Here is a 17,463-nt window from a genome sequence, read left to right on the forward strand (position 1 = left end):
TTAACGCACGGCAGGAAAGCTCCCTTTTAGGGAGTTATATCAAAGCCACCTTCTTCAGAAGGTGGATCTTTTACTTTACTTAGCGCAGTTGGATCTTATCGAGGTGGCTGCAGTGCTTGAAGTGCCGACAGGCACAGTTAAGTCAAGATTATTTCGTGCAAGGGAGCGCTTAAAGCAAGCGTTACAAACACAAGAGTAGGAGAGGTTATGGATATCGATGACAAAATTCGTCAGCAGTTGAGTAAAGAGGCAGAAGCAATCAATCATCAGATTAAGCGCGATCCAAGCTTATTTATCATGCTTGGCGATGCTTATAAGGGGCGACTTGGGGGCTGGATGATCCTAGTGAGTATCATTGCCTTTATGCTGAGCTTGTTGATGCTCTGGTCTGGTTATCAATTCTTTTTCGTGGCGGTAAGCCCGGTTGCATTGATTAAGTGGGGGGTGACACTGCTGCTAGCTAGTATGATGCAAATTGCCATAAAAATGTGGATCTATAACGAGATGAACCGCAATGCCACAGTGCGCGAGATAAAGCGCTTAGAGTTAGCGATTACTAAGCTTCAGCCTAAGGTTGGATCCTAATCAAAAGGGATCGTTGTAATTATACCAATCAGTATAAGAATTTGATCAACTCAGAGCGATTTTTGGCAAACTAATTCAAGGCGAATAGCTGCAATAATGGTGGCTCCCTTATAAAGCTAATCAACGTAGAAGTAGGCAGCCAAAAACGCTCCAGAATGGCGAGTTTTAGCGATTCTGATGCTGTGTTAACGAGCTTGAACGTAGAACAACTATGCCCTTTACTCGTTGCCTTGCCTCAAAACCGCTAAACTCTCGCTGAGTGACTAAATGTTTATACTGATTGGTATTAGAGCGTGAATGGCTTAATTCACGCTCTGTGGCGCTAAAGGCTAAAGTTTACTGACTATGATTTTACGAATATAGCTTAGCTATGCAGAGTTAAGCTGCTTATAAAAGCTCGGCAACAATCTGTTTTAATAAGAAGGTTTCTCGCTCAATCGACATCCCTTTCTTAGGGCTATTGGCGATGGTGTGCTCATTGTGAGCAATGGCTTGATGGATGTTGATCCAAACAGGCGTCATACCATTTTGTATTTCATGGGCTTCTAATTTGGTTTCGCCAAGCTCGGCATGAATATCACACACAAAGCAGAATGAATCCATGTGTACTACTTCAAAACCCTCTCGATTCCAAGGGCGAAACTCTTCATAGCGGCCAAATTCACTGATGATTTCGATATGCTGTGCGCCAGTCTCTTCTTCTAATTCACGGATGAGACCGCTTTGAATATCTTCACCTTCATCGACGCCACCACCTGGAATGCTGTAGTCGTGATAGCGTTCGGTATAGAGCATTAAGATCTCCTCACCCTTTAAAATAATGCCGCGAGCCGCTTGGCGATGAAAACTTTTAGCCGTTAGTTCTGCAGCAGTGAGGTGTGAGAGGTCAGCATGAACCGTTGATTTTAATAAACGCATAAAAGACTCATTGTTGGATGGATTTTATAAACCGCTATGCAGTTTTAAGCTGTGGGGTTAGGCGTTGATAGTCAGCGATAACTTGCTCGACAAAAGTTTGTTCTGCTTGTTGTGAAGCAGACAATTGTGCTTTTGCTAGCCCTTTAGCGATACGCTGATAGTGCATTAAGGTACTTTCAAGGTAGTGACTATCTAGTTGCTGATCAGCGCCCCACATCATAGTGCCAACAGGGCCTATTGGTGTGAGACTTTTACTTGATAAGTGCAGCACTTCATAAAAGCGTTGGTTCTCTTGCATTAAATGCTCATTGATTAACCCGAGACCAAGTTGCTGCATTGCCATACGCACTTTATAAATATGATGTACCGGACATAAAATAAACTCTAGATTATGCTCTGGGTGACGTTCAACAATCTGTTTGACTAGCTCTATGGTTAGATCGCCGCCCACACCAGCAATAATCACTAATTGTCGCTGTTGTTTTTCAGCTAAATTAAGTTGTCCGACATCAGTGCAATGAACTTGCCAGTCACTTTCATCAGATTTAATTGTGTGTTTTGGATAGAACCGCATTAACTTGTGTTCGAGTTGCTGCATTAAATTTGGCACTACATCCACAAAATGGATCTGTTTAGCCGCGTTGCGCTTTAGCAGTGCCGCGCCTAGTAGGCCGTGATCACAACAGCAGTCCCAAATATGCTCATAGTCATTAATGATCATCTGGTTAATGTATTGCAGGCGCTGACTAATCTTCAAGGTTGTACTCAATCACAATAAAATAGTCGGCTATTTTAAGTGATGCCATAGGTATGCAGTCAATAGCGGCAGTGACTTGTTTACAGCTGCAGTGAAAGCTGTTGTTAAGTCTCTTGTATGGCAGTTGATTAGGATTGCTGCATTTCATCATTGGAAATAACAATAACTCGCTGAATTGAATCATATTCAGGATCTTGCGCTGAGATAGCACAAGCTAGCATAGCTGCGGCCACTTGCTCTGCTTCTATTGGGCGGTATTGCTGTAATGGACCAATAAATAGCCCTGAGGCAAAACGAAAAGCACCTTTGGCTAAATCTTCTAGCATTCGGCTCTCACTGCGTTTGCCCAAAAGTAAGCTAGGTTGGAATAACCATAGGCGTTTAGGTGAATCAGCATGCTGAGTTTGAGCCAGAAGATGGACTAAAGCTTCTTGGGTTTGACCTTTAATGCGGTTATAAAAAGTTTTTGATTGGCTACTGGCACCTAAAGCGCTGACAACAAAGTTTGAACTGGCTTGGCATTTATCGACAAAATCAATACAGGCGGTTTTATCTACAGCAATAAAGGCTTGTTGGCTGCCAGCTTGCTTGATGGTTGTACCTAAGCAGCAAAAAGCATGCTCTATGCAGAAAGGGAGTTCAAGGCTTGAGAGCTCGGTTAGCTGGCAGGCTATAAAAGTAATTTTTGTACTGCTATTTTCATTATATTGAGGCTGCTTTCGACCTATGAGTAAAATGTTTTCATAGCAGTCTGAGTCGATTAACTTTTGCAGAAGTAACTGACCAATAAGGCCGGTTGCGCCGATAAGTGCCGCATTCATATTATTACTCTAAATCAATTATGTAGATAGCGTAAGTGTAGAGAGCTGGGCGGGGGAATCAAATACTTTAGCGCTTGCAGCGTGTGAAAGCGATAAATTGGCAGCGGTAAAGGCTTTTGCTTGGTGGCTTAATTCTAAAACAACAGGCCTGTTATGCTGAATGCTACAACAGGCCTGTTAAGTGTGAAGAAGTACTAGTCAATCATCAGTTATCGATGCGCTGCGCTAAGCTTGGCTATCTCAATTATGGTTTGGCTAGCTTGTTCCATGGATTCTAAACAAACATATTCATGTTTACCGTGGAAGTTGTGGCCGCCAGTGAAGATATTTGGGCAAGGTAGCCCCATGTAAGATAAGCGCGAGCCGTCGGTACCGCCGCGAATTGGCTTAACAATTGGCTCAATTTGTAAGTTTTGCATTGCTTGCTTAGCGATATCAATAATATGCGGATGTGGCAGCACTTGTTGCTTCATATTCAAATAAGAATCTTGAATATCAATGCTGAGTTGGCCAATGGTCAGTTCAGTGTTATATTTCTCTACCAGTTCTGCAAGCCAGTTTTTTCTTTGTTGAAATAGGTCAAGGTCAAAGTCACGAATAATGTAGGTAAGGGTAGCTTTTTCAGTTACGCCTTCCATGCTCATTAAGTGGAAAAAACCATCGTAATCACGACTGCATTCTGGTGTATCTTTTAATGGCATTTTTGCATGAAACCTTGCTGCAATGGTTTGCGCATTAACCATCACGCCGTAAGCTGTGCCGGGGTGGCAGTTGTTACCAGTTGCGGTTATCACAGCTGTTGCAGCATTGAAGTTTTCATATTCAAGTTCACCGAGTTGGCCGCCATCAACAGTGTAAGCCCACTCAGCGCCAAAGCCCTCAACATCAAAATGATCTGCGCCGCGGCCTATTTCCTCATCAGGAGTAAAGCATAAGCGAATTTTGCCGTGAGGGATCTCTGGGTGAGTCAGTAAGTGGTGCAGGGCGCAAATAATCTCTGCAATACCTGCCTTATCATCACCGCCTAACAAGCTAGTACCGTCAGTGGTGATCAGTGTTTGCCCTAGGTATTGATTAAGGCTGTTGAATTGGCTCGGTGAAAGCACTTCTTCTAAACCAAGTTGAATATCTTTGCCATTGTAGTTTTCAATGATTTGCGGGCTTACATTGTCACCGCTAAAGTCTGGCGCGGTATCTAAATGCGCTACAAAACCAATACAAGGGGCATCAGCGACATTGCCTGGCACAGTTGCTGTTAAATAGCCTTTATCAGACAATTTAACTTCTGCAAATCCAAGGCTTATTAGTTCTTGCCGCAGGTGTTGGGCGAACGCAAATTGGTTGTCTGTACTCGGCACGCTTTGGCTGTTGCCATCAGATTGAGTATTAAAACTGACGTAGCGTAAGAACCGTTCAAGTAGCTGTTGCTTCATAATCGTATTTTCTAAAATAGCAAAAAGTGCTTGGAGTCTAACAAGCCATAAAGTGAATTCATTAGATGTCGATCAAGTTTTTCTAAATCGTGGTGCATTTAATTTTCTGAGTTATTGGTATCTGTAATCCGCTATTAACTCTGCTTTTGTTTAGTTATATTAAGCAAAGTATTGGCTCAAGAGATAAAAATAGATGGATATAGGTTGGCTGCAGTTAGGCTTATTTATGTTAGTGCTACTGGTACCATTAGCTATTGGACGATACTTTCAGTTAGGGCTAAATCGAGACATGCTATCTGCTGTTTTCCGTATGACAGTACAGCTGATCTTAGTTGGCCTTTACCTGCAATATCTATTTGTACTAGATAGCATTTGGGTTAACTTTGCTTGGTTATTCGTGATGTTATTAGTCGGCAGTAGCTCAATTATTAGTAAGGCTAAACTGCCCAAAAGAGTTTTATACCAACCGGTATTTTTGGGGCTAGTGTTAGGCTTATTTCCCGTTCTGTGGTTGATGATAGTTTTTTTGTTATCACCTGAGCCTATCTATACCGCGCAATATTTAATTCCTACCGCAGGCATGCTATTGGGTAATTGTTTAAGTGGTAATATCGTTGCGCTGCAAAGGCTATTTGGTGCTTTTAGTGATAGAAAAGCGGAATACCAAGGTGCGCTGGCATTAGGAGCCTCTCCGCGCCAAGCAAGCCTGCCTTTTGTGCAAACAGCTATGCAACAATCGTTTGCGCCCATTCTTGCTACTATGGCGACCACTGGACTGGTGACTTTACCAGGTATGATGACTGGTCAAATACTTGGAGGTGTGGATCCGTTAATCGCCATAAAATATCAGATAGTTATTTTGGTGGCGATTTTTGTCACTTTATCGGTATCAGTTTCGGTCACCTTACTCTTGTGCGTTCGCAAAGCTATTGCGCCAACTGGGCGAATTAAAATAGCGTTATAACCGGTTAACTTGGTTAGGTGCTTTAGTCATTTGCTGAACGTTATGAATACTGTTTCATAATCAGGTTTTACTATAACAGCGGTGCAACCTTTGTTGGAGCAAAGACTGCTCCGCTCATTTCTCTTTATTCACTATTGCCACAACAAGTTAGTTATTTTCGGCTAACCTTGATAGTGCGGGCCTACTTTATTGTCGTAAAGTTAGTTACGGCACTTTTGACTCGTTCACTCGCAAAATAAATCAGCGCCAGATCAACAACTCAACATTGGAAATGGAAGCCTATGTGTAAATCAATAATACTTTTTACCTGTTTGATAATGTGTAGTTCGAGCCAGCTATCCGCAGAGCAGTGGAAGTTTGAAGTGTCACCTTATTTATGGGCAGTTAGCCAGCAAGGGCAAACAGGTTACATAGACAGAAATGGCCAGCCAGTAAATGTTGATATTGATATGTCTTTTAGTGAGATTTTTGAAAATCTAGACGGCGCAGTATTAGTGAATTTGCAGGCAGACAAAGGTAATTGGAACATGTGGATCGATTTGGTTTATATGAAACTAAAATATGATGCCAAAGTAGATAATGTAAGCGCAGAGCTAACTGCTAAGCAAAAGTTATTGGATGTGGTGGCTGCGTACCGTTTTGCGCGCCAAGGTGATATGCATTGGTATAGTTTTATGGGTGTTCGCTTTGTTGATGTGAATAATCAATTAGATGTGCGTATTGTTGATCAGCGTTTAACCCCCAACTTTGGTGACAATTGGGTTGACCCTTTGTTTGGCCTTAAAAATAAGTGGGTTATTAACGAAAGCTTTTACTTAAATAGCCGCGCTGAATTGGGCGGATTTGGCGTAGGCTCAGATCTGTCTTGGGCGTTGAACTTTACATTGAATCAAAACCTGAGCGACAATTGGGATTTAAAATACAGCTTCAGATATATCGATCTGGATTACCAAGATAACGATTTTTTATTTGATATGGCATCGAGTGGGTTTGGTGTTGGTGTGACGTATCAATTTTGATTGCATAGGTTAATAACTAAAAAGCTGCAGCATGAGAATGCCTGCAGCTTTTTTGTTTTTACAAATATCGACCTTTGCAGGTGAGAGATTGCTTGTGAACTATCGCCTTAAAGTATCGGTGAGTTCATGCAATGCAGGCTGAAGCTAAATTACTAGCTCCATATCAAGCTCGATATCGGTGCAGCCTTTTTTACAGCAAATACCAGAAACACTATCTTCTTGGCCTTTTACTGGAAGCTTCATTGATAGTGCTTGGTTGCACACAGGGCAGAGAACAGTATTACCTTTAAAGACTCTTTTAATTAGGTTTTTTTGTTCGATAAAAGATTTTGCTGTGGTGTCATTGATCACCGAGAAATCCATCTTTGCCATAGAGGTTTTGTGCCTTTGTGTTTGCTATGCACAACGAAGGTTGTGCCTTAATAATGCGAGTATATCTAGGCTTTAAACGGTAATAAAGCCTTAGTAAGCGCTAAATAGGCATATTTTGATTAAGTAAAAACAAAGGTCGGATATGCTGTTTGCTAATTGAGGCGAATTAACGGACTGAGTATACTAGCGCGTTGTTATTTTCTGTTGGTCTTGTTACTGCGTAAGAGAGTTTAAAAATGAGTGAAGAGTTATCCGTTGGTGGATTAGCAAGTGCTGCTGAAGAGGTGAAGCTTGCGGTTGATCTTATCTTTCTTTTAGAAAGTAACAATATCGATACCGATGTTGCCTTAGCTGCATTAGAAATCGTCAAACAAGATCTACAAGCTAAGCGTTAATAGCAATATTTACCACCACTTCAATAAATTGACTGCTGTAATTTGTCCGTATTACAGCGTTACTTAACATGGTTTTTCTAAAATGGAATCCTCGATGGCTATTTCGTTACTCGATCTCGTTGCTCCTTTTTGTTTTATTGCGAGTTGGGTTGGCTACACCTACTTTGCTAAACGCAAGGCTAAAACAACGAACTGCATTGCCCGCTGCTTGCATCAACATCGCATTCATTGGATGCATGAGCTTATTGGGCGAGAAGTGAGGGTTGGTGAGGCGGCACTGCTTGCTAACCTTGAACGAAATATTGCTTTCTTTGCATCGACCACCTTACTAGTATTAGCCGGTGTTTTAACCTTGTTTGCCCAAGTTGAACGCTTAGAAGCGGTGATCGCCACGATCCCTTTTGCGGCAGAGCCAAATCATGCCTTGGTGCAGGTGAAACTCGGCATGTTGACCTTTATCTTTATTATGGCGTTTTTTCAATTTACTTGGTCAATGCGTCAATATGGTTTTTTGAACGTGATGGTTGGTGCTGCGCCAGTTGATAAAGAGGGGAAAAATGAGAATTTACGTCGTTATGCTAAACAGATGGCGACAGTGCAAGATCAAGCAACCCACTCTTATAACTATGGATTGCGCTCATATTACTTTTCTATGGCTGCTTTATGTTGGTTCTTTCACCCTATTGCTTTTATCGCTGCCAGCATTTTTGTTGTAGTAACTCTGTATCGCCGTGAATTTAAATCTAAAGCGGTAATCGCGATTACTAAAGGGCAAGAGCTCCTCAAAGAAGAACGTAACCAAAAATATAGCTAGTGGCTCTTGGTTATCTTGCAAGCGCTAGATAAGGACTAAAATAAGCTGCTTATACAGCAGCTTGTTCAATATTTTGCTTTTGTAGCATATCTTCAAAAATGGCGTTGACGTTAATTTTAGCCTCTAACTTTGATGCCAATAAGTACATACCTGCTAGTTTACGATGGATAAAAATCGCATCTGCAGGTGGTGTATGCCATTTGTCTGCGTTTGAACTTATCGACATTCCAGCGGCTTTAATTCTCTGAGCTAAGTTACTAGTGCCAAAGTCATAGGCTTTTTCTGCGCGCAGAGGTTCGCAAGCTTCATAAAAAATATCCAATATTAGCGATTTTTGAGCATCGTCAATGGAGTCTCTAAAAAAGCCAATTTTTTGCGCTGCATCAGCCATTGCCGTGCGGTCATTATTTTTAGCGGCGCACATTAATGCTTTATATTGCTCAGACAAATGCTGCGGAATTTTTCGGGTCGCACCAAAATCAAGTAACACGATTTTTTGTTGATCAGCTTGATATTGAAAGTTGGCAAAATTAGGGTCGGTTTGCATTAAGCCAAACTCGAATAGTTCTCTGAAAAATAGCGTGAGCAGTTGACTGGCTACTGTATCGCGTATCGCTTGAGTTTCATGGGCGACAGACTCGATACTGGTGGCATCTATATAATCCATCACCAAAATATCGGTTGTGCATAATGTGGCGATTGGGGTTGGGATAACAAAACTGGGATCATCTGCAAGTAGTGTGCGGTAGCTATTGAGCATCTCAAGTTCAATTTGATAATCGGCTTCGCTATGCAGTTGTTTTTTTGCTTCATTTAGTAAGTTATCAAACTGCACATTTTGCGGAATTAACTTAGACAGGCGCAATAAAGAGGCGACATTATCAATATCGCTATCTATGCTGTTGCGGATCCCCGGGTATTGAATCTTTACCGCGAGTTTGCTGCCATTTGCCAGTGTTGCTTGATGCACTTGCCCAATGGATGCCGCAGCAAAAGGGCGCAGCTCAAAATGGGCGAACGGACTTAACCAATCGGCTCCCCAGTTTTGCTTCAAAATATCGATAAGCTGCTTATGAGGCATCATTTTTGCCTCTGAGCGTAGCTTAGCTAATAGCTCACTTAACTCCTTTGGCATTAACTCGCCAGAGTCCATCGACAACATTTGGCCGACTTTCATCGCTGCGCCGCGCATTTGAGAAAGTTTGTCAGCAACATGAGTTATATTCTGAGGGGTTAATACTAAGTCTTGCAGCTTGGGAGCTTGGCCTTGGCTGAGTTTTTTCGCGCCCTCAAACAATACATTTCCGGCAACGCGAGAGGCCAAACCGCCTAAAGAGGATAATCGCGATAGGCGGCTTGCTGGTACTTTTGCAGTTTGGGAGCTTTTCATTTTATAACCTCATATGAAACCAAGTTACTGACTATGTTTTATTTAATGTCAGTTATCAATACGCCACAAAATCAATAAAGATCAAGCAAAGCTATTATAAGAGCGCTTACAAAATCGTTAGTTAAATAAGGTTTGTTTTGGGTTATAGATTAATTGGTTCTTGGTGTGGTGCTGTTTATCCTATAGTATTGCCGGCTGTTTTTAGATACGGATAAGGTCTGAGTTTTGCACACTATTGAGCAGTTAATGTCGGGACAATTACAGGGCTGTAAGCGCCTACAAATTGCGGCAGGTTTAACCGAGTTTCCTCAAGCTATTTTTAACTTGGCTGATAGCCTAGAAGTTCTCGATTTATCTGACAATAACCTAAGTGAACTGCCTGACAATTTAGAGCAACTCACTCATCTAAAAATTCTATTTTTAACCAATAATAACTTTGATTCTGTGCCATTGGTGCTTGCTCGTTGTCCAAAGCTTGAAATGATTAGCTTTAAATCTAATAAGCTAACATCTGTGCCTGAGCTGTCACTACCGGAGCAAACGCGTTGGCTTATTTTGACTGACAATCAAATTGAGTCTTTACCTGAAGACATGGGGCGCTTGTATCGACTAGAAAAGTTAGCTCTTGCAGGCAACAAGTTAACTTCTTTGCCTGATAGCATGGCAAATTGTACCGCATTAGGCTTAGCTCGCCTGTCTGCTAATGCGATGACTAGTCTGCCTAATTGGTTGTTTCAATTGCCAAAGCTTAGCTGGCTTGCCATTGATGGCAATCCTATTGCTAATGCCGACTCGCCTGGGATTAAAGCGATTACCGAAGAGGCCACCGTTGCAAGTGTTAGCTCTGAAGCCATTGAGCTACAACAAGTGATTGGTCAAGGGGCATCAGGTGTGATTTATCGTGCTCAATGGCGGACTCAACCAACTGAATTAGCTGGGACAAGTATTGATATCGCCGTTAAAGTTTTTAAAGGGGAGGTGACCAGCGATGGTTTCCCTGAAAACGAGTTAGCAAATTGCTTACAGGCTGGGCAACACCCAAATCTGATTAAGGTTATAGCGCAAATTAATGAAGCTGATAAAGCGGCATTGGTGATGGAGCTCATACCGAATCAATATCAAAATTTAGGTTTACCGCCATCACTAGAAACTTGTACCAGAGATACCTTTTCAGCCGAAACTCAATTTGAACTGCTGACTATTTTAAAAATGGTTGCGCAGCTGGCATCAGGCCTTAAGCATTTACACCAAAACCAAGTCAGCCATGGTGATATTTACGCGCATAACACTATGTATAACGCTAATGCAGAGATTTTGTTTGGAGACTTTGGCGCAGCAACTAATTTGAGTTTATTGCCACCATTACAAAGAGAAGCAATGGAAAGCATTGAAGTGAGTGCGTTAGGTTGCTTTATTGATGATCTTATTCAAAACTGCTTAGTGCCGAGTGAAAAAGCGCAGTACTTGGCTGATGAACAAGCAGCAGTATTCGTTAAATTAAATGCGTTAACAGCCGATTGTATGCAGCCTAATGTGGCATTGCGTCCGCGCTTTGAAGAAATAGAGCAGTTAATACAGCAATATATTTGCCAGTTAACGACTGAAACAAAATGCACCATTTAGTTGGTTTCCAAGCTTGATAAAAATGCCGCTAACGAAAATGTAGCGGCATTTTTTTATGGGTAAAATATATCAATCTTTTCTCATTTTTGGCTGATTGTGGCTGCGCGTTGTAGGCCTTGCTCTGTGAGTCTGTTTTTGAGTGCTTTTATGTTTTTGTCTATTTGTTGCTCTATGCTCCTGCCTAGGCGTTTTATGCCGCTGAACTTTATGTGGCTTGTTTACTCGCGACATATTGCTTTGCTGGTTAAATTGCGTGTTGTGTGATTGTTTATATGACTTTTGGTTTAGCCTAGTATTTGCGTGCAGCTTGCTACGTAACTGCTGCTGACGTTTATGCTGCACTTTATCGGGCGTATTGGGATTTATTGCCTTGTTTGATACGCGAATAGGATGATGGCTTTTATATTTATGTCTTAAAGCGCCATTGCTGTAAGCCACACCGCGTCTGTGATGTGGCTTATGTGCCCAGCGTTTTGAACCTTGACTAGTGACAATACGGCCGCGGTGACGGTATTTATGCGAGTTATGGTGATGCACTACAACCACATGGCGCTTATGCCAATGGAATGCGCTAAAGTAATAGTTAAAGCTAATGTGCACGCCTGCGCGCCAATAAAAATGGCCATAACTGGGTCTAACGTAACCTGGATAAACCGCCCAATACACCGGAGGATATCGGTACCAGCGCCAGTAGCCATAAACGGTTCTTGGGTCATAGTAGGGTACATATACAATTTCTTTGCGTACCGGCTCAATAATGATCTGATTACTCACCCGAGTGACTTGCATGTTCTCCATTTGCTCAAGACTATTGGCATTATCAGCCTCCAGCCTCAGTATTTGAATACTGGAGAGCACCTGAGCTTCATCTTGTAAAAAAGCGTCACCCAATGACTGGGTCCAATCAAGATCCTCACTGAGCTTTTGCAATACATTGGGAAAAGCAATCAGCGCCACCACACTTGGGTCCCAATCTTTATCCTGGGCGTTATCGATTTGTTTTTGGGTCGATAAGTGTTGTTTTGATTGTTGCCAACGATGTGCCTGAACCACTTCAAGTGGGTAGGTTGCGGCAATCAAAATATGGGTCAGTAAACTATCGGGATAAAGGGCGATAGGTGCCAGCATTTGTGCAAGTTGCCCCTCACTATATTGAGTTTGCTCAAACTGGTTTTGTTCGGCGTTGACTGCGGTCACTGGCATTATCAAAGGCATAGCGATAACAAGTGACAGGCAACACCATTTTTTGAGTCTGTTCATGTGAACTCCTGACCTTTTTATACGTTAGCAGCAGTATAAAAAAGCCAAGATGAACAGAAGCTGAAAGTGAAAATGCGGTTTTAGGTAATCTAAAATGAATTAGCTAGTGTTTAAAGCTAAGCTGAAACTTAGCTCCGCCGAGTTGTTGAGAACGGCCAATCTGTAATTCGCCTTGGTAACTATCAACTAGATCGCGAACAATTGCTAAACCAATACCGTGCCCTTGATTATATGTATCAGCTCGGAATCCTCGCTCTAAGATTTGCGAGTGCAACTCTGTATTTATTCCTGCGCCATCATCTTCAATATCTATTAGCAAATGAGTACTCGTTGACTTAACTCTTAATACCACTTGGCTAGATGCTGCTTTGCAGGCGTTATCGAGTAGATTGCCGAGCATTTCAGTTAAATCACTGCCATCGCCTTTAAACACGGCGCTTCTGTCGATATCTTCAGTGATATTAATTGCCGGTGAACAATATATTTTAGGTAAATTGCGTACTAATTTATCTGAGACTTCAACTACCTCAATGCCTAAATGCCAGGCAGAGCCAGCGGCTGATTGTGCGCGTTTTAGCTGGTGGCCAATAATACGATTAATATGGCTAACCTGTTCAATTGATTGTTGGTTTAAGTCTTTTTGGCTTTGTATTACCGCCAGCGGCGTTTTTAGGCTGTGGGCTAAATCTGCTAGGGCATTACGGTAACGCTTGCGCTGATTTTGCTCTGTGTTGAGTAGGGTATTAAGTTGTTTTGCTACAGCATTTAGCTCAGTTGGGTAACTGCCTTTTACTTGATCTGCTTTACCGCTTTCAATGGCGGCCAACTCATTTTGTAATCGTGTTAGCGGTTTGAGTGTCCACCATAGCCACAATATTTGAATGGTGAGCAAAGCTAGCATTAACAGTAATAACCAGCGCCATAACTGTTGATTAAACTCGTTAACCTGCTGCAAATAGTCGCTCTGATCTTTAATGATATAAACAGTAATAGGAAAGCGCTGCATCTGCTCATTGCCTTGACTATCAATTTGCTGAGTCTCAAAACTTACACTAAAGCCATAAACTAAGTGAGGCTCGTTGTTTAGCTCTATCTCACTAAACTCGCCTTGGCCTTTTGATGGTTGAGGAAACACGGGGCCGCTATGAATAGCAGTGGTAATGGCAGATGTGAGATCGATACCAAGTAATGAGTTAGAGCGCCAAGCGACTTTTTGTGCGCTGTTTATTTCCGTAGCGTTTATTCTTGGGGCGTCAACTTGTGCTGAGTTATTTGCTAAGTCTTCAGTTGATTTTACAGGTACCGTAATTAGCGCATAGAGCCCTGATTGAATCACATTAAATTGATTTTCTACTAATACTTCGGGCATGAGCAGTTGTTGGTTATCGACCTCGGTCACCGCCAAAATGGAATAAACATAGGCTTTTAACTCTTTCACTGAAGCGCTTTTGACTTGCAGTTTAAAGGCATCATTTAGGGTTAACCCAACAATGGGCAATAACACTAAGATGAGCAGCATCGCACTGATTATAAGGCGCGCCTTTAATGATTGCATAAGTTGAGGCAAACGCTTAAGTCGATGCATTGGTTAACTATTCAGATTGCTAAGAGAGACAAGGCGATAGCCTTGGCCACGAAGGGTTTCAATCAGGCCGAGTTGATTATCTGGGTCGAGTTTTTTACGTAAACGACGAATAAACACCTCAATCACGTTTGAATCTAAATCAAAATCTTGATCGTAAATATGCTCTGTTAGTACGGTTTTTGATTTCACCTCGCCAATATGCAGCATTAAATATTCAAACAGTTTGTACTCAGAACCACTCAAATTTATGGTCTCGCCAGATTTAGTGATCTCCAAGCTGCTGGTGTTGAGGCTAAAGGGGCCATTGGTGATAATCGGGCTGGCTTTACCCGCAGATCGGCGAATGAGTGCTTTTAAGCGTGCAACTAATTCTTCTGGGTGAAATGGCTTGGTCAGGTAGTCATCAGCACCCGCATCTAAGCCTTCAACCTTGTCTTGCCAGCTATCACGGGCGGTTAAAATAAGAATAGGATAATCAATCTCAAGCGCTCTTAACTGGGTAATAAGCGCGATACCATCAAGCTTAGGCAGACCAACATCAATAATGGCGGCATCGTAGTTATACTCGCGGCCTTGAAACAGACCTATCTCGCCATCATCGGCGCTATCGACGGTGTAATTAGCATCAATAAGGTGCTGTTTTAAATTTGCTTGCAGCTCTAAATCATCTTCAACTAATAACAATCTCATGCTCTGGTCCCTTGTTGTACGGCGCGATAATAAAGCGTTGCAAGCAACAACCTATAGTTAGTTGCGAGAAACACGACCTGTTTTGGCATCGACTTTGACATAAAACACCACACCGTCATTCGACAGCAGCTTTACGCTATAACCAGGGTTGCCATTTACTCGACTCGACTGCACTTTTAGCACTTTGCCGCGATACTGACGCTTGGCCAACTGTACTGCTTGCTCTTTACTGCTGACCTTTAATTTTTGCTGCTGATGTTTGTTTGCATTCATTGCAACTGCTGACAGCGCTGTATAACCATGCACACTAGCCGCCATGACTGGGGAGGCTGTGCAAAGTGAAAGTGCGACCAATATAGTAAATAAAGCAGTTTTCATTAACGCTACCAAAGAGTTGAGATACAGCCAGTTTAAAAGATCCTATTCGATTAGTCATTAGCTTGGCTTATGCTAAAGCCAAGGCTTAGATATGACTCAGGTATGCCAAGGTCTAGATAAGTATAAGGCGAGAGCTATCCTGTCTATGCCAAGTTAGGCCATAGATATACATAAGATTAGATGAACACGGGCTGAATGTGGCAGATTGGACTGCTTGTAGCTGTAAGCTGCTTTGAGGAGAGCTTTCTGAATGATAAGGCTTTTGCCTATTTATAGTCTGTTACTGAACGTGCGAGCACTTCAGTGACGTGGTGAGTAGATGAATGATAAGTGTGGTTGTGAACTGGCAGTAGATATAGAAATCGTTGCAAGTATGTCCTATATCCAGCTCCTGTTTAATTTGTGATTATGCACGTTCATCCTTGGTTGACTCCATTACCACATGAGTTGTAATCATAGCTACGTGGGGGAGCATTCCAAGAGTGCTAGAGTGAAATGCTTTATAGCTTTTTAAATCAGCAGTTTCTACTCGTAATAAGTACTCAAACCCTCCTGTCACGTTATGACACTCAACCACTTCACGTGATAGGGAAATGGCATCTTCGAAGCTTTTCTGTGCTTGGCTTGTATGTGTAGAAAGACCGACTGTAACGTATGCAACAAATCCGCGACCCAGAGCGTTGTTATCGAGCACGACACGGTAGCCTTTAATGATGCTTTTACTTTCTAATTCTTGAACTCGACGTAAGCATGCTGATGCAGATAGGCCAATTTTTTGTGCTAGCTCTGCATTTGTGATCCTTCCGTTAATAGCTAATTCTTGCAAGATTCTTTCGTTAAATTTGTCCATTATCTATTTTTGTTGTGGAATGTTTATTTTTACCACAATAAATGCAAGCACATTTCGTGTAAAGCTATCTATAGTAGATCCAACAATTACATGAGCTATGTTTTAGCAGATAAGGTCAATTAATGAATAATCTACCAGATGAAACGAAAAAACGATTTGTGGCGGTCCTAAATAAAAAAATGGATATTGGACGGACTGTTAATGTTCTTGGTCATATGAGTGTTGGGTTGTCGAATCTACTGGCATCTGATGATGCAGTCTATGTTGACTATACAGATCGCGATAGCAATCTTTACAGTGGTGTATCTCATTACCCATTTATCGTCTTGAAAGCAGATAACTCAAATAAAATTAGGAAGGTGAGAGAAGAGGCCCTGACCCGAGGAATAAAATTCACCGTTTTTGTCGATACAATGATCGAAGGTGGGTCAATTGTGCAGCAATCCAGGACCAAGGAAACGCCAGAATTAGAGCTGAATTACCTTGGAATTTGCTTATTCGGAGAAACAGAAGTTATTCGAGAAATAACAAAGAAATTTAGTTTGTACGGTTAGGTAAGCTAATACTGGGTCGCTCTAGTAGAGCCATGGACGGCGCTTTTGAAGCGCATCCGCTTTTTTACGTTCAGCTTCTGTTCACACTCAGTGGACTCTAATAGCCTCATTAAGCAAGTATTTCGAGGTGAAGATGAACACAAAACACAATCATAAGCTCCACATAGGTAATCAAAAGAGCAGGTTAATGCGAGTGCTGAATGTTGGCTTATTGACATTATCAATGGGGGCCGTTCTGCCAGCGATTGCTAATTCGGATGTGAGTCTGCTTTCTCAGCCGCAAAGCATCTCAATTGCGCAAACAGTTACCAGCGGTGAGCAAAGTGCTCAACCGGCTCAATATGGCAATACTTTATCTGAGCTACAAATCAGTAAGCTTGAGCAGCAAAGGCTTTTGCAAGCTAAGGGGCTTGACGGCGATGAGGCGCGGCCTGCAAAACTCACTCGTGAGCAAGTTATGCAAAACCATATTGATAAGGCGTTAAAGACTCAACAAATTGCTGAGAAAAGTAATGCCAATCTGCAGTTTGCAAATGGAGTCTACCGAGATTTTTATATTTACGATGCTTATAGCCGTTTATTTGTCGATAACGATTACGACGGTTTTTATCAAACCTTTAGTGTGACGTTCGATGCCGATGTTGAAGGCTACTACGCTAATGAGCGAGCAGAGGTATTTGCTGAGCTTTATTTGAGTCGTAATGGTGGGCCTTGGGAGCATTATTACACTACCGATGTATTCACGATTTTTGGCAATGCAACCGATGACGACTTTGAGGTATTAACCACCTTAGATTTGGGTTACCGCACAGATCATTATGATGTGCTGATTGATTTATACGAAGTGGGTTATGGTGACATAGTGGCGACGGTCAGCTCGAATGATTTCGATAGCCTGTATGCGCTGCCATTAGAAAGCAGTGATAGAGATGATATCTATATTGATGATGACTACCACGCTGGCAGCTTATCGCTCCCTTTGATGGTGATGTTATTGTTGTTGCTCGGGGGAAAGTTGAGCCGCGCTAGAAAAATTAGTCGTTGACCTTATTTGA

The 17,463-nt window shown here is 42.1% G+C and carries 19 protein-coding genes; 8 read left to right on the forward strand and 11 right to left on the reverse strand.

The window, feature by feature from the left end:
• The first annotated feature begins 207 nt into the window (after positions 1-207).
• Positions 208-585 carry a DUF6768 family protein gene (locus tag MSG37_RS19275; protein ID WP_248472292.1) on the forward strand — a complete coding sequence of 126 codons (378 nt, stop codon included), beginning with the start codon at positions 208-210 and terminating at the stop codon, positions 583-585.
• 387 nt (positions 586-972) lie between these two features.
• Here the strand turns inward: MSG37_RS19275 and MSG37_RS19280 are convergent, their stop codons facing one another.
• The 4 genes from MSG37_RS19280 to pepT all read right to left on the reverse strand — a co-directional run bounded on the left by MSG37_RS19280 (position 973) and on the right by pepT (position 4,514).
• A complete protein-coding gene (locus tag MSG37_RS19280) occupies positions 973-1,503 on the reverse strand; it encodes an NUDIX hydrolase (protein WP_248472293.1) in 531 nt (176 codons plus the stop codon).
• Positions 1,504-1,537: 34 nt separating this feature from the next.
• On the reverse strand, positions 1,538-2,260 hold the full coding sequence (locus tag MSG37_RS19285; RefSeq protein ID WP_248472294.1) for a tRNA (adenine(22)-N(1))-methyltransferase TrmK: 723 nt from the start codon (positions 2,258-2,260) through the stop codon (positions 1,538-1,540).
• A gap of 128 nt (positions 2,261-2,388) precedes the next feature.
• Complete coding sequence (locus MSG37_RS19290) at positions 2,389-3,081, reverse strand: NAD-dependent epimerase/dehydratase family protein (RefSeq protein WP_248472295.1); 693 nt, start codon at positions 3,079-3,081, stop codon at positions 2,389-2,391.
• A 209-nt stretch (positions 3,082-3,290) separates the two neighbouring features.
• Entirely contained in the window at positions 3,291-4,514 is a 1,224-nt protein-coding gene (pepT, locus tag MSG37_RS19295; RefSeq protein WP_248472296.1) for a peptidase T, read from the reverse strand.
• Positions 4,515-4,707: 193 nt separating this feature from the next.
• On the opposite strand from pepT, the gene MSG37_RS19300 reads away from it, so the two are divergent.
• Together MSG37_RS19300 and MSG37_RS19305 are read left to right on the forward strand one after the other, a co-directional pair.
• Positions 4,708-5,478 (forward strand): ABC transporter permease, encoded by a 771-nt coding sequence (locus tag MSG37_RS19300; RefSeq protein ID WP_248472297.1) that lies wholly within the window; start codon positions 4,708-4,710, stop codon positions 5,476-5,478.
• Positions 5,479-5,759: 281 nt separating this feature from the next.
• Positions 5,760-6,497 (forward strand): hypothetical protein, encoded by a 738-nt coding sequence (locus MSG37_RS19305; protein ID WP_248472298.1) that lies wholly within the window; start codon positions 5,760-5,762, stop codon positions 6,495-6,497.
• Between the two features lie 144 nt (positions 6,498-6,641).
• Here the strand turns inward: MSG37_RS19305 and MSG37_RS19310 are convergent, their stop codons facing one another.
• Entirely contained in the window at positions 6,642-6,869 is a 228-nt protein-coding gene (locus tag MSG37_RS19310) for a hypothetical protein (protein ID WP_248472299.1), read from the reverse strand.
• 236 nt (positions 6,870-7,105) lie between these two features.
• Between MSG37_RS19310 and MSG37_RS19315 the strand changes: the two genes are divergently transcribed.
• Entirely contained in the window at positions 7,106-7,264 is a 159-nt protein-coding gene (locus MSG37_RS19315) for a DUF2496 domain-containing protein (protein WP_248472300.1), read from the forward strand.
• Between the two features lie 94 nt (positions 7,265-7,358).
• The gene (locus MSG37_RS19320; protein WP_248472301.1) at positions 7,359-8,078 is read left to right on the forward strand and encodes a DUF599 domain-containing protein; all 720 of its coding nucleotides are present in this window, start codon (positions 7,359-7,361) and stop codon (positions 8,076-8,078) included.
• Between the two features lie 49 nt (positions 8,079-8,127).
• On the opposite strand, the gene MSG37_RS19325 is transcribed toward MSG37_RS19320, so the two are convergent.
• A complete protein-coding gene (locus MSG37_RS19325; protein ID WP_248472302.1) occupies positions 8,128-9,468 on the reverse strand; it encodes an AarF/ABC1/UbiB kinase family protein in 1,341 nt (446 codons plus the stop codon).
• A gap of 225 nt (positions 9,469-9,693) precedes the next feature.
• Between MSG37_RS19325 and MSG37_RS19330 the strand changes: the two genes are divergently transcribed.
• A complete protein-coding gene (locus MSG37_RS19330; RefSeq protein ID WP_248472303.1) occupies positions 9,694-11,091 on the forward strand; it encodes a leucine-rich repeat-containing protein kinase family protein in 1,398 nt (465 codons plus the stop codon).
• Between the two features lie 69 nt (positions 11,092-11,160).
• Here MSG37_RS19330 and MSG37_RS19335 read toward each other — a convergent pair whose 3' ends face one another.
• The 5 genes from MSG37_RS19335 to MSG37_RS19355 all read right to left on the reverse strand — a co-directional run bounded on the left by MSG37_RS19335 (position 11,161) and on the right by MSG37_RS19355 (position 15,854).
• Complete coding sequence (locus MSG37_RS19335; RefSeq protein WP_248472304.1) at positions 11,161-12,351, reverse strand: DUF3300 domain-containing protein; 1,191 nt, start codon at positions 12,349-12,351, stop codon at positions 11,161-11,163.
• 103 nt (positions 12,352-12,454) lie between these two features.
• On the reverse strand, positions 12,455-13,936 hold the full coding sequence (locus MSG37_RS19340) for an ATP-binding protein (protein ID WP_248472305.1): 1,482 nt from the start codon (positions 13,934-13,936) through the stop codon (positions 12,455-12,457).
• A gap of 3 nt (positions 13,937-13,939) precedes the next feature.
• Positions 13,940-14,626: a response regulator transcription factor gene (locus MSG37_RS19345; protein ID WP_248472306.1), complete on the reverse strand. Its 687-nt coding sequence runs from the start codon at positions 14,624-14,626 to the stop codon at positions 13,940-13,942.
• 57 nt (positions 14,627-14,683) lie between these two features.
• Entirely contained in the window at positions 14,684-15,004 is a 321-nt protein-coding gene (locus tag MSG37_RS19350) for a PepSY domain-containing protein (RefSeq protein ID WP_248472307.1), read from the reverse strand.
• A 406-nt stretch (positions 15,005-15,410) separates the two neighbouring features.
• Complete coding sequence (locus tag MSG37_RS19355) at positions 15,411-15,854, reverse strand: Lrp/AsnC family transcriptional regulator (protein WP_248472308.1); 444 nt, start codon at positions 15,852-15,854, stop codon at positions 15,411-15,413.
• A 122-nt stretch (positions 15,855-15,976) separates the two neighbouring features.
• Here MSG37_RS19355 and MSG37_RS19360 point away from each other — a divergent pair, with 122 nt between their 5' ends.
• Together MSG37_RS19360 and MSG37_RS19365 are read left to right on the forward strand one after the other, a co-directional pair.
• Entirely contained in the window at positions 15,977-16,408 is a 432-nt protein-coding gene (locus MSG37_RS19360) for a DUF2000 domain-containing protein (protein WP_248472309.1), read from the forward strand.
• Positions 16,409-16,595: 187 nt separating this feature from the next.
• Positions 16,596-17,453, forward strand: coding sequence for a choice-of-anchor H family protein (locus tag MSG37_RS19365; protein ID WP_248472310.1), 858 nt, complete (start codon positions 16,596-16,598; stop codon positions 17,451-17,453).
• Positions 17,454-17,463: the final 10 nt, after the last annotated feature.

Source organism: Shewanella sp. 1CM18E (assembly GCF_023161665.1).
In the GTDB taxonomy this organism is placed as follows: domain Bacteria; phylum Pseudomonadota; class Gammaproteobacteria; order Enterobacterales; family Shewanellaceae; genus Shewanella.

Coding starts and splice junctions, on each gene's coding strand:
- MSG37_RS19275 (WP_248472292.1), top strand. CDS start 208: ATGGATATCGATGACAAAATTCGTCAGCAGTTGAGTAAAGAGGCAGAA.
- MSG37_RS19280 (WP_248472293.1), bottom strand. CDS start 1,503: ATGCGTTTATTAAAATCAACGGTTCATGCTGACCTCTCACACCTCACT.
- MSG37_RS19290 (WP_248472295.1), bottom strand. CDS start 3,081: ATGAATGCGGCACTTATCGGCGCAACCGGCCTTATTGGTCAGTTACTT.
- pepT (WP_248472296.1), bottom strand. CDS start 4,514: ATGAAGCAACAGCTACTTGAACGGTTCTTACGCTACGTCAGTTTTAAT.
- MSG37_RS19300 (WP_248472297.1), top strand. CDS start 4,708: ATGGATATAGGTTGGCTGCAGTTAGGCTTATTTATGTTAGTGCTACTG.
- MSG37_RS19305 (WP_248472298.1), top strand. CDS start 5,760: ATGTGTAAATCAATAATACTTTTTACCTGTTTGATAATGTGTAGTTCG.
- MSG37_RS19310 (WP_248472299.1), bottom strand. CDS start 6,869: ATGGCAAAGATGGATTTCTCGGTGATCAATGACACCACAGCAAAATCT.
- MSG37_RS19315 (WP_248472300.1), top strand. CDS start 7,106: ATGAGTGAAGAGTTATCCGTTGGTGGATTAGCAAGTGCTGCTGAAGAG.
- MSG37_RS19320 (WP_248472301.1), top strand. CDS start 7,359: ATGGCTATTTCGTTACTCGATCTCGTTGCTCCTTTTTGTTTTATTGCG.
- MSG37_RS19325 (WP_248472302.1), bottom strand. CDS start 9,468: ATGAAAAGCTCCCAAACTGCAAAAGTACCAGCAAGCCGCCTATCGCGA.
- MSG37_RS19335 (WP_248472304.1), bottom strand. CDS start 12,351: ATGAACAGACTCAAAAAATGGTGTTGCCTGTCACTTGTTATCGCTATG.
- MSG37_RS19340 (WP_248472305.1), bottom strand. CDS start 13,936: ATGCATCGACTTAAGCGTTTGCCTCAACTTATGCAATCATTAAAGGCG.
- MSG37_RS19345 (WP_248472306.1), bottom strand. CDS start 14,626: ATGAGATTGTTATTAGTTGAAGATGATTTAGAGCTGCAAGCAAATTTA.
- MSG37_RS19350 (WP_248472307.1), bottom strand. CDS start 15,004: ATGAAAACTGCTTTATTTACTATATTGGTCGCACTTTCACTTTGCACA.
- MSG37_RS19355 (WP_248472308.1), bottom strand. CDS start 15,854: ATGGACAAATTTAACGAAAGAATCTTGCAAGAATTAGCTATTAACGGA.
- MSG37_RS19360 (WP_248472309.1), top strand. CDS start 15,977: ATGAATAATCTACCAGATGAAACGAAAAAACGATTTGTGGCGGTCCTA.
- MSG37_RS19365 (WP_248472310.1), top strand. CDS start 16,596: ATGCGAGTGCTGAATGTTGGCTTATTGACATTATCAATGGGGGCCGTT.